At 45.7% G+C, this 15,600-nt stretch carries 9 protein-coding genes and 1 other annotated feature; of the genes, 7 read left to right on the top strand and 2 right to left on the bottom strand.

The window, feature by feature from the left end:
- Positions 1 to 215: 215 nt before the first annotated feature.
- Positions 216 to 1,193 carry a hypothetical protein gene (locus BT127_RS05490; RefSeq protein ID WP_075424021.1) on the bottom strand — a complete coding sequence of 326 codons (978 nt, stop codon included), beginning with the start codon at positions 1,191 to 1,193 and terminating at the stop codon, positions 216 to 218.
- Positions 1,194 to 1,575: 382 nt separating this feature from the next.
- Here BT127_RS05490 and BT127_RS05485 point away from each other — a divergent pair, with 382 nt between their 5' ends.
- The 6 genes from BT127_RS05485 to BT127_RS05455 all read left to right on the top strand — a co-directional run bounded on the left by BT127_RS05485 (position 1,576) and on the right by BT127_RS05455 (position 13,151).
- Positions 1,576 to 2,547 carry a radical SAM/SPASM domain-containing protein gene (locus BT127_RS05485; RefSeq protein WP_175541914.1) on the top strand — a complete coding sequence of 324 codons (972 nt, stop codon included), beginning with the start codon at positions 1,576 to 1,578 and terminating at the stop codon, positions 2,545 to 2,547.
- A gap of 4 nt (positions 2,548 to 2,551) precedes the next feature.
- Positions 2,552 to 3,688 (top strand): dockerin type I domain-containing protein, encoded by a 1,137-nt coding sequence (locus BT127_RS05480; RefSeq protein WP_075424019.1) that lies wholly within the window; start codon positions 2,552 to 2,554, stop codon positions 3,686 to 3,688.
- Between the two features lie 411 nt (positions 3,689 to 4,099).
- A complete protein-coding gene (locus tag BT127_RS05470) occupies positions 4,100 to 4,945 on the top strand; it encodes a CPBP family intramembrane glutamic endopeptidase (protein ID WP_075424017.1) in 846 nt (281 codons plus the stop codon).
- Between the two features lie 181 nt (positions 4,946 to 5,126).
- Entirely contained in the window at positions 5,127 to 7,667 is a 2,541-nt protein-coding gene (locus BT127_RS17140; RefSeq protein WP_318257161.1) for a glycosyl hydrolase, read from the top strand.
- A 172-nt stretch (positions 7,668 to 7,839) separates the two neighbouring features.
- Positions 7,840 to 10,059, top strand: a complete 2,220-nt coding sequence (locus tag BT127_RS05460; protein ID WP_075424015.1) for a substrate-binding domain-containing protein — start codon at positions 7,840 to 7,842, stop codon at positions 10,057 to 10,059.
- 437 nt (positions 10,060 to 10,496) lie between these two features.
- Positions 10,497 to 10,741: a binding site (T-box leader), on the top strand.
- A gap of 58 nt (positions 10,742 to 10,799) precedes the next feature.
- Positions 10,800 to 13,151, top strand: coding sequence for an AMP-binding protein (locus tag BT127_RS05455; protein WP_075424014.1), 2,352 nt, complete (start codon positions 10,800 to 10,802; stop codon positions 13,149 to 13,151).
- Positions 13,152 to 13,505: 354 nt separating this feature from the next.
- Here the strand turns inward: BT127_RS05455 and BT127_RS05450 are convergent, their stop codons facing one another.
- Positions 13,506 to 14,315, bottom strand: a complete 810-nt coding sequence (locus BT127_RS05450) for an NUDIX hydrolase (RefSeq protein ID WP_173541953.1) — start codon at positions 14,313 to 14,315, stop codon at positions 13,506 to 13,508.
- A gap of 266 nt (positions 14,316 to 14,581) precedes the next feature.
- Between BT127_RS05450 and BT127_RS05445 the strand changes: the two genes are divergently transcribed.
- Entirely contained in the window at positions 14,582 to 15,559 is a 978-nt protein-coding gene (locus BT127_RS05445) for a J domain-containing protein (RefSeq protein ID WP_075424012.1), read from the top strand.
- The last annotated feature ends 41 nt before the right edge of the window (positions 15,560 to 15,600 follow it).

Raw genomic sequence — 15,600 nt, 5'->3', positions numbered from 1 at the left:
TTCCCTTAATTTCTTTTCTAAGCCTTTACTTTAAATTTTAAGCCTTACAGGGTACTCATGTAAAACTATCAGTTTAGTAATACTATAAGTGAGTACCCTGTAAGGCTTAAAATTTGGGGCAAAAAGTCTTTGGAAAAGGGGTTCGGGGGAAGAACCTTTCTTCAGAAAGGTTTTCCTCCGATAATTACGTATTAACTTTCGGTATATGTATCACATTATGATAAAAACTGTCGCTGTGCTTTTCTGAGTACTCTTTTGCAGCGGTGTTTCAGTATACTGCGGTGCTCCTTTGAGAATACAAAAGCTGCGGCGATGAATATAACCGTGCCTGCTGTGATCTCGAAAGGAAATTTCAGCAGTGCGGTATCAGGGATTATAAATGGCAGAGTTGCTATTGCTCCGCATGGCGGAAAGTACAGCTTGACTTTGCTTACTGCTGCAAGCATAACACCGCAGGAAATTGCAGCAGGAACAGCCAGTGGAAGTCCGAGCTTTTCTGTAAGGATGAAGCGTGATACAACTCCGCATACAGCCGCAAGGAGTATCAGCAGAAACGCCTGCGGTGAACGTTCTATAAGCTTGCCGCCCGGTTTGGACATCTCAAAGAAAGCCACTATCAGCGGCGGTGCAATGAAGAATATCTCTCGGTTGGCGGCAGGTATCAGACAAATGAGGCTTACGGCGGCTATCTGTATTATCCTCAGCCGCAGAAGCTGCTTGTCAGCTTTTACGGGAGTGAAGCTGTTCTTTTCACGTATGCCGCATTTTTCAAATATCAGCTGAGCTGCCAGTATGAGCGAAGTCATCACCACTACCGAGCAGATGTAAACGGGACTCTCAGTACCTAAAAGTACAGGCAGTACACATGCCGAAACAGCAGGCAGGAACTCCGTCCCCGATATAGTGACGCAGGCAATTGCACATAACAGTGCAATGGGAATCTTGAACTCTATACTCAGCGGTACGAAAAGAACTATACCGACTCCGAGCACCGCAGCGGCGGTTATAGTCAGGAGAAGTCTGAGCCTTGAAGTGTTCCACGGCATTTTAGGTGCTGCAAGAGCGCCTATGGCAACAGCGGTTATCTCGGGGAAAATTATCTCCTTGTTATGCATTATCTCCGATACCGTGACCATAGCAACAGCCAGTATAAGTGCAGTCACGGATGGTATCATTTTTTTCAGTGTATTCAATAAAGTCACCTTTCTTTATATTGCTCCACCAATTGAACTTTGCCAAAAAGGCGATGGCAGAAAGGAAATTAATCAAGGAAGGAAAACGCAGAAATGCTGTCGCATTTCAAGTTTTTCTGACACCGAGAAATTTTCTTTATGGCAAGCATTGTTTGGCAAGATTTAGTTGGGGGAGCAATATGATCGCAAGTATCATTGTATCACATATAAAGCTGAATTTCAATCGTCTGCGGCACCACTTTATAGCCTTTGTTTGCGCCCGATAACCTCTAAAACAGCTTTTTGTTGAGTTTTTACAAATATTGCTTGCATTTACGAAGAACCTATGATATACTAAAGGTGAGCAGGATAGGTAATGATCTCTGTTCAGGGAGGCGATTCGGTGGATTACACAATAAGTATTACGAACAAATGCAATCTCAGATGCAGCTATTGTTATGAACGGCACCTTAACACGGAATACGGATGTATAACGCCGGAGATAATGAAGAAGATAACTGATTTTGTAAACGGACGCGGTGATGCAGGTACAGTGTACCTTTTCGGAGGCGAACCGCTGCTGTATAAGGATGAAGTTATGTTTTTCTGCGAGAACCTCAGAGCAAAGCAGATAGTTATAACTACCAACGGTACGCTTCTTGATGAGGAGTTTATAAAGTGGTGTATCGACAGGAAAGTTATAATCAATATGTCCCATGACGGTTCGGAATGCGACGAACGCGGCGCGGACAGAGAACTGCTTGATGCTAACCTGAAACTTCTGCTGAAATATCAGCCGGAAACATTGGTCCAGCTTGTGTATACAAAGAGCAATCTTTCAAAGCTTTATGATAACATAATGTATCTTAAAGGACTTGGAGTAAAAAAGGTATCCGCTGCAATGGACGCTTTCCTCGTTCCCGATGATCCCGACAGCTTCGGCGATCTTCTCAGGGAGCAATGGGAAAAGATCGCAGGGATACAGGATCTGTTTGTATACGAACTCGCATTGAAAAAGAAAAATATAAAGGAAAATAAGAAAAGCAGCTGTGAATTATGCAGGAAGAAACTGTTCATCAACTGGGACGGAAAGTTCTATCCCTGCATACAGTTCCAGAACATCCCCGAATACCGCTGCGGTGATCTTACCGTAGGTATCGAGGCTGAAAAAGCAAGAAAAGCACATCCTGATTATTCAATGATGTCTGAACGCTGCGAAGGCTGTGAGATAGCGGATTATTGCCGCAATTCCTGTGCATGCAGAAAAATGGCGACGACGGGAACGGTAAGAAATATCTCGGAAGCAGCCTGTCTTGAAGAGCAGGTTCAGATATTGACCGCACTTGAACTATTAACCAAGGAAAAAGGAGGTTAATAATATGAGAAAATTTACAAAAGAAATATCTGTACTTTTAGCAACTGCTGCGATCGGAGCGGCAGCAAGTGCAGGTAATGTATCAGCATCGACCGAAGAAAACTTGATGAGCTATGAGGGCGTTTTAACAATATCGGACGAGGAGATCAATGATGTTCCCGTTGCAGGCGGCTTAATGGCAGATCCTTATCTGCATGAGGAAATTACTACCGAGCCGACTTCAGAGGAGCTTCTTCCTCCCACAGCGGGTGAGCCAATGCCGCCTGATTATCTTATCGAGCCGACTTCAGAGGAGTTCCTTCCACCGACAGCAGGCGTTCCTATGCTGCCTGATGATGATATCGAGCCTACTAACGAGTGGCTGCCACCTCTTGCAGGTGACGTTGCAGTGCCGGACGGCGATATCAATGCTGACGGCAGTATAAATATGGCAGACCTTGTTATGCTTCAGAAGTGGCTTTTCAACAAGGAAGGCTGTGATGATTGTGAAATGTGGAGAGCTGATTTCACACATGACGGAGTTATCAACGTCTTTGACCTTGTTGCACTGAGACAGGAAATAGTAAGATCCAAAAAGATCATCACAATGGATGATATCAGAGAGCTTGCAAAGAAAGGCTTCGACCTTAAGGTAAGCGACTTTGACAAATATATTTCTACGGATGTTGGTTCGGGTATTTACATCAATCAGTATGAAATAGCAGGTACAGATGAACCATATGAGCTTTTAGTCGGATATGAACACGGCAATGATCCGCTTTTTGTCCATCTCGTATCCAAAAGAGTTAAAGAAGAGATAGATATCCGTGACGGCGATATTGACGAATTCTTAAAATTGATAGACAGTGGTTCCGTTAAGCAGAAGATAACGATGACTGATATCATCGAGCTTTCAAAGAAAGGCAAGGACCTTAAGGTAAGCGACTTTGACAAGTATCAGTATACAGATATCGGTTCGGGACTCTGTATCAACAATTATGATATAGCGGACGGAAACGGCAGGTTTGAATTTATAGTAGGCCATGCAGGAGATGACAAGATCGTCTATGCAAGACTGAAAGGAAAATCAAGCGGAGAAACAATAGACATACGTGAGGAAGATGTTGAATTTTTCTATGCAAAGAATAATCCTCCCGCATGATCTGAGATCAGCTTAATTTGAATTATCGGGGGACACATCTGTGTCCCCTTTTTCTTGTCAAAAAAGTATAGATCCATCAGGGAACGCCCTCTCTTGCAGGGCGTTCCCTCTTTCAAAACAGTCCACCGGACTGTTTTGAAATTCACTCTTTGCTGAGCGCTTCGTATAGCAGGGCTCTGCCCTGCAACCTGCCAAAGGCTCTGCCTTTGGAATCCGCTAAAGGGATAGCATCCCTTTAGAATCCCCGAATTAATGATTTCAGGCTTTTTTGACACTCTTCTTGTTACACATCTGTGTCCCCTTTTATCTTTTGTTGATTGAGGTGAAAAGGAAATATCATTCGCTCCCTTATGCTTGACTTTATTCAGATTACATGTTATAATCATTAAAACAAATACTTTAGGAGGAGCTATGGAAAAAAACTCGAAACTTAAAACAATACTAATTTGTCTCGGAGCTGCTGCAATTTTCATCCTTTCTCTTCATCTTACAGGTATGGTTATCGAAAGAGTATTTGAGATGCCCGATGATGAGGGAAATGTTTATCTGCCGACTTTTATAGGAGAGCTTTTTGGTCTGGCAACTGCAACGATATTTCTGAAACTCACAAATAAACTCGGTATACTGAAAGAACGGGGAAAAGGTCTTCTTGCAGGATTCTTTGCAGGGCTTTACCTTCTATGCGTAAGCTGTATGGCATTGTTTGCAAATATAGTATCAAAGACGATGCTGGCAGGAACATTTCCGAAGTTCCGTCCCTTCAGCCATATCATAACATTTACCCTTTGCATGATCTCTGTGGGACTCGCAGAGGAGTTCATATTCAGGGGCGTGATACAGAATTGCCTTATTGATGCTTTCGGACCGAAAACAAAAGTCAACACCTTTATTGCACTTGCGATATCTTCCGTTATTTTCGGACTCATCCACCTTACCAACGCTTTTTCGGGAGTTTCGTTGGAGGGCGCATTCTATCAGGCTATATCGGTAATAGGTGCAGGCTTCTATATGGGCGCAATTTATATACGAACGAACAATATATGGTGCAATGTTATACTTCATGCCTTCCTTGATTTCGCAGGACTCGCATCTACGGGACTCCTTGCCGACGGAGGAAAGCTTGCAGACTCGATATCAGGTACGTCACCATTTGCAATTATCGGAGGAGTGATATACTTAGGAATTGCGATATTCCTCTTAAGACGCAGTCAGGTTGACTACGTTGATAATACTCCCAAATACACAGTTACAGAATAAAATAAAGAGCCTTCTGTGGTTTGTAAAGACTGCGGAAGGCATTTTTGTACACTTTCATAAAGAATGGGATGAAAATACAGATTTTTGGAACGAAAGGGTATTCTATCTCAATTCCCGAAGCTGTATAATGAAATCAGTAAGAAACGGTATGTCCGTGATTTTTATGAGAGGTGGTATCAGAATGAAAAAATTAGCATCATTGATGATGGCTTCTGCACTGGTAATGGGAACGATGTCCGTATTTCCCATACAGGCCAATGCGGCAGCAGGACAGTACGAATTCGAGGACGGCATTATCAGCAGCAGCGGCGAAAACGGTGCTGAAACGGTAACTGTCAGCGGTGCAAGCGGAGGAAAAGCTGTTGACCTTAAGGACGGCGGAAACAAGGTCAGTGTAACAGTTAATGCATCCGAAGCAGGTACTCACAGGATAACACTGCGCTACAGTCAGCCATACGATGAGGACGGCAAGTATCAGAACGTTCTTATCAACGGCAAGGATGCAGGAGAGATTTTCTGCGAGTATACAGGCGAGGGCGAATTCAGTACAGTCAGCGTCAGTACGAACCTGAAAGCAGGTGAAAACGAAGTGGCTGTTGAAGCAAGCTGGGGATGGACTCTCTTTGACTGCGTCCTCATTGAAAAAGGCGAATTTTCCGCCTATACAGGCGGTGGAAAGCTCTCTAACCCCAAGGCTTCCGCCCAGACGCAGTCCCTTTACAGCTTCCTCTGCGATACCTACGGCAATAAGGTCATTTCAGGTCAGCAGGAGTCCACATGGATGGGAAGTGATAACTACGAGTTCGACATTATAAAGAACGCCAGCGGAAAATACCCTGCACTCCGCGGACTTGACTATATGGGCGATGATTTTGCAGGCTGTAACCGCCGTGCAAAGCAGTGGTATGACAAAGGCGGCATCGTAACTATCTGTTGGCACTGCGGAAGCGATTTCCGCGGAAGCCACACCGAAGCAATGAACAGTGACCTTAACTGGAGTGCTGCACTTATCGAAGGTACTGCGGAGTATAACACACTTATTGCAGGCATGGACAAGGGCGCAAAGGCGCTTCAGGAGCTTCAGAAGGCAGGAATACCTGTTATATGGCGTCCCTTCCACGAATTTGACGGTAAATGGTTCTGGTGGGGCAAAGGCGGCGCAGAGAACTTCAAGAAGCTCTGGCGCATCATGTACGACCGCTATACAAATTACTGGGGACTTGATAACCTTATCTGGAGTCTCGGCTACTGCGGCGACGTAAACAGCGGCTGGTACCCCGGTGACGAGTACGTTGACATTATAGGTTCTGATACATACGTGAACCATACCGAATCTCTTGCGGCAATGTACAACAAGACAGCACAGGTAGCAAACAAGCCTGTTTGTCTCCACGAGAACGGTCCTATACCCGATCCCGATAAAATGAAGAATGACGGAGCAAAATGGCTGTGGTTCATGACATGGCATACATCGTTCATCGACAGCAACGAGTTCAATACAGCTTCATACCTCAAAAAGGTCTACAACAGCGACTATCTGCTTTCACTTGATGAGCTTCCCGATGTATACCACTACGGAAGCGCATCACAGGGAAGCGGTAATACAGAACCCGTTTTTGATATCGAACCTGCAAAGGCAGTAAAGGGTGATCTTAACGGTGACGGAACAATAAACGTAGCTGATGCGGTGCTTCTGGAGAAATTCATCATGGGCGACAGAAACGTAAATATCGCAGATAAAGATGCAGCAGACGTATGCGAGGACGGCAGGATAAACGTGTTCGATATGGCGGCTCTGAGAAAGCTCATTTCAAGTCCGTCGGTAAATACACCTTCACAGACAACACCTGCTGAACCTCAGCCGACTCAGCCTACAGTTTCAAATTACAAATTCGACTCAGCAAAGCAGTACACCGAGTATTCATGGGATTACAAGAACCCTGCATCACAGTCGGGTACAGTTGTAAAGGAAACCTATAACGGCATCAACGGTACAAATTCGCTGAACGTTTACCTGCCCTACGGTTACGATAAGAACAAGAAATACAATGTATTATACTTCATGCACGGAATGGGAGACAGCGAGAATTCACTGTTCTACAATGACAACGGTGAGTCCGTCCGCCTGATAGACAACATGATAAGCAAAGGCGACATCGAGCCGATGATAATCGTTACTCCCACATTCAACAAGGTAAGCTCCGATACTTTTTACAATGCAGAGAACTTCTACAAGGAGTTCCGTGAAAGCGTAGTTCCGTTCGTTGAGGGCAAGTATTCCACATATGCGGCTTCAACTTCAAAGGAGGACATCGCCGCATCAAGGATGCACAGAGCTTACGGCGGTTTCTCAATGGGAAGCGTTTCCACATGGGCAGTATTCGAGAACTGCGTAGATATCGTCGGTTACTTCATGCCGATGAGCGGCGCTCATCACTGGGGCACAGGTACTGCTGATGCAGGTGCGCTGGCACGTGCAGTTGACAAGGCAGGACTCAAGAAGAACGAGTACTTCATCATGTCCGCAACAGGTACATCCGACTTTGCATATCCCGTACTCGGTCCGCAGATAGACGATATGAAGAAGCTCAGCCAGTTTGAGTATACATCGGATTTCTCAAAGGGCAATCTCTGGTTCATACTGGCAAACGGCGGAGAGCACAGCTGGTACTACGTAAGGCAGTATATTTACAATTGTCTGCCATTCTTCTTCCGTCAGTAAGCGCAGTAAAAGTTATAGCATACAACATCACTCCTATACCCTGTAATATATTCTGAAACGGACATTCTTATCCCTAAAGCGTGTCCGACCGAAGCTCCGCATGATAAGTGCGGAGTTTCGGCGTATTGACGAACAAGTTCATATGCTGTATAATCAAAAAAGAGGTGATATTATGGAGAGCAAAGGTGCAATAGGAGTAATAGTTCCGCATATCAGCAGCAATTCCGAAACGGGATTCATCGATATTATTCACAGAAAAGCCGCTGAGTACGGATACGATACGATAGTTATTTCCGGTGCTATAAATTACACCGACGAGATGCTTGAAGGTACATACTGCAAGGGACAGACAAATATCTATGACCTTATACTTCACGGTGACTTTGCAGGCTTTATATTTGAAGCAAATATCTTCTGCAGCGAGAAACAGCGCAGGATCATACTTGACCTGCTTCAGCGAAGCATGAAGCCTTGTGTTACGGTCAATTACGAACAGTCCAGCTTTCCTGTTATATCGGCAGATGAGACGATACAGCTCTATCTTTCTGCTATGCACCTTATCAGGGAACACGGCTGTAAAAGGCTTTACTGCATCGGCGGCTACAGGGGACATCTTCCCTCGGAGGAGCGCATAAATGGTTTCCGCAGAGCTATGGACGAGTGCGGACTGACATATAATGATGACTGTATATTCTACGGCGATTACTGGAGAGATATTCCCCACAGGATAGCTGTGGATATTGCCGGGGGAAGAATTGCTAAGCCTGACGGCATCGTCTGCGGAAGTGATATAATGGCTGTGGAACTGATACGTACCCTGAATGAGAACGGTGTAAGGGTACCCGAGGATATAAAGGTCACAGGCTGTGACGGAAATATCATTTCACAGACCGAACGTGTTACTGTTACAACGGTTGCAGGTCAGGAGAAGATAAACGGTCTCCTTGCCGTTGACAAGCTGCTTGAAATGCTGGGAAATACCGTAAGCGAAGCTGATACGGTCCCCGACCTTGTTGTGGGGGAAAGCTGCGGCTGCGGAGACAAAGGCGGTATCTGCCGCTGTGATACCCTTTCGGACATAAGGGAGTACGCAGGCACTGTATTTGAGATACTGGAACACCGCAAGACAAACAGTCACGGCGAGATAATCCGCAGGATGACGGAGTGCAAGGATATATACGATGTGCTTGGAACGTTCATAGGCTGCTGCTATATGATACCTACAGGCATAAGGGCGGAGCTGTGTCTCTGCGGAGACTGGTGCAGAGAGCTGGAAGATCCTTCCGTATACCGCAGGGGAGGACTTCCCGATAATATGATACTCGGTGCGGAAGCATGCTATGAGGGCGGAGAAAAAATGCGTCCCTTCCCGACGAAGGATATTTTCCCATCGTTGAAAAAGCCTCACGAACCGAGACTTACGGTAGTATCATCTCTCCACTATAAGGGACAGATATTCGGCTATGTGGGATTCACCTACAGGAAGGCGGTACACATCGTTCTGGACGAATTCTATATGAGCTGGTGCGACGCAGTCAGCAGCGGACTCAACACCGTTCAGAACCGCCTCTACAAGGAATACGTCAATAAGCGCATCGAAGCGCTTTCGGAGTTCGCTCCCGTACTCGGTATCTATAACAAAAGGGGACTGATAAATAAGCTTATGACGCTTATTTCCGAAAACAGCAGCTCACGTATAACCCTTACCCTTCTGTCATACATCAAGGAGGAAAGAGTGCATTACAGCGTTCCGCCTGTCAATTCCATAGTCAATGCGATACGCTTAAGCGACGAAGGGGAAGTTCTTGCAAGTATTGGCGATGATATCATAGCCATAGCATCACAGGGCGGAAATAACGACGAAAAGGAACTTGCACACAGTATCGCCGAAAAAGTTACAAGCTCCTACAAGGGCTCGGTGGAGATAAAAGAGGAGCGTATAGCGGCGGTATCCTGTTCGGTATCACAGACGGATATTTTCAGCATAGACAGTCTTATCAGCAGTGCAGAGGACAAGCTCAGGGGAAAGATGATAAGTTTAAGTTCGGGCGCATTCAGCTATAAGGACAGGTTCAACTCGCTGAGGAATGAGATATTCAGACATCCCGAAAAGGAATGGAACATCGAAGCGGTAACAAGAAGCATGGGGCTCAGCAAAAGCCACTTCCACAGGATATACAAGGAGCTTTTCGGCGTAAGCTGCAAGGAGGATATAATCGCATCAAGACTGGACAGGGTAAAATGGCTCCTTGAAAATACAGTTCTTTCTCTGGCGCAGATATCGGAGCAGTGCGGCTATTCAAACTACAGCCACTTCATACGGCAGTTCACTGCACATACTGGTATGTCGCCTTCTGTTTACAGAAAGACCAATGGGCAGAAAAGCGAATAAAATGAGATAAAAGAATATTTACTGCCGACCGATTTTGGTATATCATTATTACAGGGGACACGATACAGTATACTGCACATATATGCCGTGTTCGGGCTTCGGAAAATGATTCCTTTGATTCCGAAGGTTTCCTATACTGATCCTCTGAACGTTAGCAGACAAAGTTGACAAACAGAAATTCTGTCTGTCAAGGCAGACGACACAGGCGTGCTTACGCACGGCAAGAAGGATAACGCAGACAGACGGGATTTATGTCGTCAGATATGTCTGCTGTTGTTCAGGGGATCAGTATTAAGGTCGGACAGATCAGATATCGCATCGGCTGAGGCCGGTGCGATTTTCTGTGCCTTATCATACGTAAATACTGCATGAAAAATTTTTCAGGGAAATTTTTCAAAAGGGGTTGACAAATCGATTATGATGTGTTATAATCCAAAACAAGAGCTGTGAGGAAGACACGCAGAGAATTGCCAATGTCTACAGAGAGCCGACGGTCGGTGTGAGTCGGTGATAAGCAATGCTATGTATCCCTTCTGAGCCGAAGTGCTGAAAAGTTCAGTAAGCGCTTCCGTGATTCTGCGTCAATGAATAGGGTTTGTCGGAACCTGAAGTGGTGTTACGCAATAGCGGCACAATTTGAGTGGTACCGCGGGTAATCAAGTAATTGATACTCGTCTCAAAGTTTATTCTTTGAGACGAGTTTTTTTATTTTCCAAAATAATTGAAAAGGAGAGATAATTATGAGCGACATGAAGAATTTACAGAATGCAGAGAACAGAATAAAAGAGGTCGCAGAGCGAATCGCAAGTCTGCGTGAAGACCTCGGCATATCAGTACAGGAAATGGCAAAGATCACAGATTATTCGGTAGATGAGTATAAGAAGCTCGAAGCTGGCGAGCAGGACTTCAGCTTCACTTTCATTTATAAATGCGCAAACGCTTTCCGCGTTGAGATAACAGACCTTATGGAGGGAAGCAGTCCCGAGCTGAGCAGTTATACTGTCACAAGAAAGGGCGAGGGAGTTCCAATCGTAAGAAGAAAGGGCTTCACCTATAACCGCCTTGCTGCAAAGTTCAAGAACAAGTCCGTTGAGCCTTTCCACGTAGTTATCCCTTATTCCGAGGAAGCACTTTCACAGCCTCTGCATATGGCAAGCCATGCAGGTCAGGAAATGGATATAGTTCTCAAGGGTACACTCCGTATGACAGTCGGTTCTCATACAGAGATACTCCACGAGGGAGACTGTATCTACTATGACAGCTCGATGCCTCATGATGAAGTTGCTCTCGGCGGAGAGGACTGCGAGATATATGCATTCGTTATGCCTCCGAAGGGTGCTACAGGAATGTCCGAGTACCACGAACAGGTTGCAGAGCATCACATCACAAATGTGGACAAAGCAGGCCTTCTTCATCCTGTTGCTGAGAAGTTCGTCAAGTGCGAGACCAATGACAACGGCGTACTCAGCGCAGTAAACTTTGAGAAGCAGGACGAGTTCAACTTCGCATACGATATAGTTGATGCAATGGCTGAAAAATGTCCTGATAAGACCGCAATGATCTATGTGGATGTCAACAAGAACGAGCGTACATTCACATTCAAGGATATCAAGAAATACTCATGCCAGACTGCAAACTACTTCAAGTCACTCGGCATCAAGAAGGGCGACCGTGTAATGCTTGTGCTGAAGCGTCACTATCAGTTCTGGTTCTCTATAATTGCACTTCACCGCATCGGCGCACTTGTTATCCCTGCATCAAACATGCTCAAGAAGCACGATTTCGAGTACCGCTTCAATTCCGCTGAGGTATCAGCTATCGTCTGCACTGCCGACGGTGATGTTGCTGACGAGGTGGATCTTGCATGTGCAGCTTCTCCCACACTTAAAACAAAGGTACTTGTTAACGGTCAGCGTGAAGGCTGGCATGATTTCAACGCCGAGCTTCCAGCATACAGCACTCATTTCGAGCGTACAGCAGATACTCCCTGCGGAACAGATCCTATGCTGATATTCTTCAGCTCGGGTACATCGGGCAATCCTAAGCTTGTTCTCCACAGCTATCAGTATCCTCTCGGTCACTACGTAACTGCACGTTACTGGCAGAATGCCGATCCTAACGGACTTCACTTCACTATCTCTGATACAGGCTGGGGCAAGGCTCTCTGGGGCAAGCTTTACGGACAGTGGATGTGTGAAGCTGCCGTGTTCGTTTACGACTTCGACCGTTTCCACGCAGACGATATACTTCCAATGTTCAAGAAGTACAATATCACATCATTCTGTGCGCCTCCTACAATGTACCGCTTCTTCATCAAGGAGGACCTCTCGAAGTACGACCTCTCATCACTGAAATATGCATGTATAGCAGGTGAAGCTCTCAACCCCGAGGTATTCCATCAGTTCTACAAAGCAACAGGAATCAAGCTCATGGAGGGATTCGGTCAGACCGAGACCACACTGTCTATCGCAAACGTTGTGGGTATGGAGCCTAAGCCCGGAAGCATGGGTAAGCCGAATCCGCAGTACGATGTAAAGGTCCTTCTCCCCGACGGCACTCCCGCAGAAGTCGGCGAAACAGGTGAAATATGCATAAAGCTCATGGATGACAGCGCAAAGGGTTACGGCGTTCCCGGACTTGCACTCTGCTATTACGGCGACGAGGAAAATACTGCCGAGACATGGCGTGACGGTTACTACCATACAGGTGACACTGCATGGGTAGATGAGGACGGATATTTCTGGTACGTCGGACGTGTTGATGACGTTATCAAGTCCTCTGGCTACCGCATAGGACCATTCGAGATAGAGAGCGTACTTATGGAGCTTCCTTACGTACTTGAATGTGCGGTAACAGGTGTTCCCGATGAGATAAGAGGACAGGTGGTAAAGGCTACTATCGTTCTCACAAAGGATAAGACTCCTTCAGAGGAACTCGTAAAGGAGATAAAGGACTACGTCAAGAACGGTACTGCACCTTACAAGTATCCCCGTGTAGTAGAGTTCGTGGATGAACTTCCTAAGACAGTAGGAAGCGGCAAGATACGCCGTGCAGCTATCCGTGAAATGGATAAGGCAAAGTATCAGAAATGATGATTATAAAAATACCGAGTCTGAAAGACTCGGTAGAGAGTGTCAAAAAAGCCAGAAATCATTAATTCGGGGATTCTAAAGGGATTCTATCCCTTTAGCGGATTCCAAAGGTAGAGCCTTTGGTGGGGTGTGGGGCAAAGCCCCACATATAGCCTTATAAGCGCTCCGCAAAGGGTGAATTTCAAAACAGTCCGGTGGACTGTTTTGAAAGAGGGAACGCCCTGCAAGAGAGGGCGTTCCCTGATGAATACATACTTTTTTTACAAGCTATACCGAGTCTGAAAGACTCGGTATTTTTTTCGTTAATTGAAGCTGACGGCTGTTATACACATACTTCTAAATGCTATCTTCTGCTCAGAGAGAAGTATCATTATCGTGAGCGGCTTCCTTTTTGGTGAAAAGCTTTGAAGGACGATGACCTGCACCGCCTTCTATTCCGCCTGTTTCCTGAACGTATGGAGCGATTTTCCTTCTGAAATTTGCCATTATCAGTTTCTTGTCGAGGATAGCTTCATAGACCTGCTGCAGATCTGTAAGAGTGAATTTTTCGGGCAGAAGTCTGAAAGCGGCATAAGGCTTTTCAAGACTGCTGCGGAGCTTAAGAAGTGCGTTTACTATAATCTCTGCATGGTCAAAAGCAAGGCTGTTTCGCGGTATCTCTGCTTCTGCGGACTGGTTATACAGCTCGTTGGGATTATTGATCCTTACCTCGGAGATATACTCTTTTCCGCTGTCATCGGTAAGTATAAGCGTGTGTTTTCCGTCGGACTCTTTCAGCGTTACCTCATACCATTCCGCATTTTTGTCTTTAGTGGCTTTGTTGTACTCTATTACGGTCCAGTAGCAGCAGGAGATTATCCAGCCTCGTGGATCTCTTCCGAGCTTTGAAAGGTTGCACAGCAGTGAAAGCGGCGGACTGTCAACACCTGTTTTCTCTTTAAGCTTTCGGAAAGCGGTTTCCTCGATAGTTTCCTCGCGGCAGCAGAATCCGCCCGGGAGAGCGAGCATATTCTCAAACGGTTCTTCGGTACGCCTTACAAGAAGGACAGAAAGAACGGGTTTTGAAAGGTGACGATAACTTTCGCTTTCGCCTTTGCGGACGGTAAATACCACAATATCGGCAGCTACCGACGGTCTGTCATATTTTGTTATATCGTAATCCATAGGGACCTCCAATGATAATATCTGTTTAATAATAACATACATTCCGCCCTTCTGTCAATATGTATCTGGTTTTTGTAGACTATGCACATAGATAATATCTTTCTGATATTATCTGATTGTGGATAACGCAGAAACCGCTTTACAGCTATTGACAAATCGTTCTGATAATGTTATTATGATAATAACAAAAGGATATTAATTCGAGAGCTTTATTTTTTAAGTGTCGTTAATATCATTTTGATTCTATCACAAGGAGGGAAGTTGATATGGATATATCCGATATTCTGAAATGCAAATGCTGCATTGATATTTTCCCAGAGGATATTTCACTCGCTCAGCCGATATATATGGCTCTGATGCTGAAATATCACCCTGACAGATGCAGCGATCCGAGAGCTCCCGAAGCTTCGGCAGTAATAAACGAAATGTTCGGCAAGCTGAAAAAAGCTCACAGCCTTCAGGAAAAGCTGTTCCGATGCGGAAGTCAGGTGATCGGGATCAAGTATCTCATGGCTGTCACACAGGAATACGGAGTTGAGTACGTCGGCGAAAATGCAGTCTGGCTCCTTATAAAAGACGATCTCGCCGACTGCTTTACCCGTTCCGAAGCAAGGACAGACCTGTTCTTCAGGGAGTATCTTCCGCAGCAGATTCTTGCACAGGCTGAAGTGTTCCTGCCTTTTGTAACAAAGGTCATCGACACAGAAGAGGGACTTCTCGTAGAGACATGCAAACGCAAAGGTGAACTTCCTCTGTCACGGGTTCTTGATTTCTACGGCGGAAAGCTGGACAGCCGTCACGCAGCATGGATAATATCAAGGCTTCTTGGTATTTGCTGTTATGCCGAGGCAAGAGGGATAGTCTGGAACTGTCTCGCAGAGGAAAATCTCTTTATCGATCCTGCCGAGCATACTGTAAGAGTCGGCGGAGGCTGGTGGTTCGCAGCAAGGGAAGGAAGCAGGATGATAGGAGCACAGTCCGCAGTATATGCTTGTCTTTCATCTCTTACAAAGACCGACGGCACTGCACGTCATATCACCGACCTTGAATGTGTTAAAGCGATCGCGAGACGCATACTTCCCGATGATGCACCAAAGGCTGTTATCGATTACGCTGAGAGCGTATGCAGCAGTTCGGCATTTGAAGAAATGGAGAAATGGGAACAAGTGATAACCGACGGCTTCGGCGGAAGAAAATTCACACATATGAACGTCAGACTGCCTGATATTTCAGAGTCGGTTTAACAGAGGACTGCAAACAGACAGACTCCGGAAATACTCACAGG

It is taken from the genome of Ruminococcus sp. XPD3002, assembly GCA_900119535.1.
In the GTDB taxonomy this organism is placed as follows: Bacteria; Bacillota; Clostridia; order Oscillospirales; family Ruminococcaceae; genus Ruminococcus; species Ruminococcus flavefaciens_H.
Note: the sequence above shows the minus strand (reverse complement) of the source record. Positions and strands in the feature narration are given on the sequence as shown.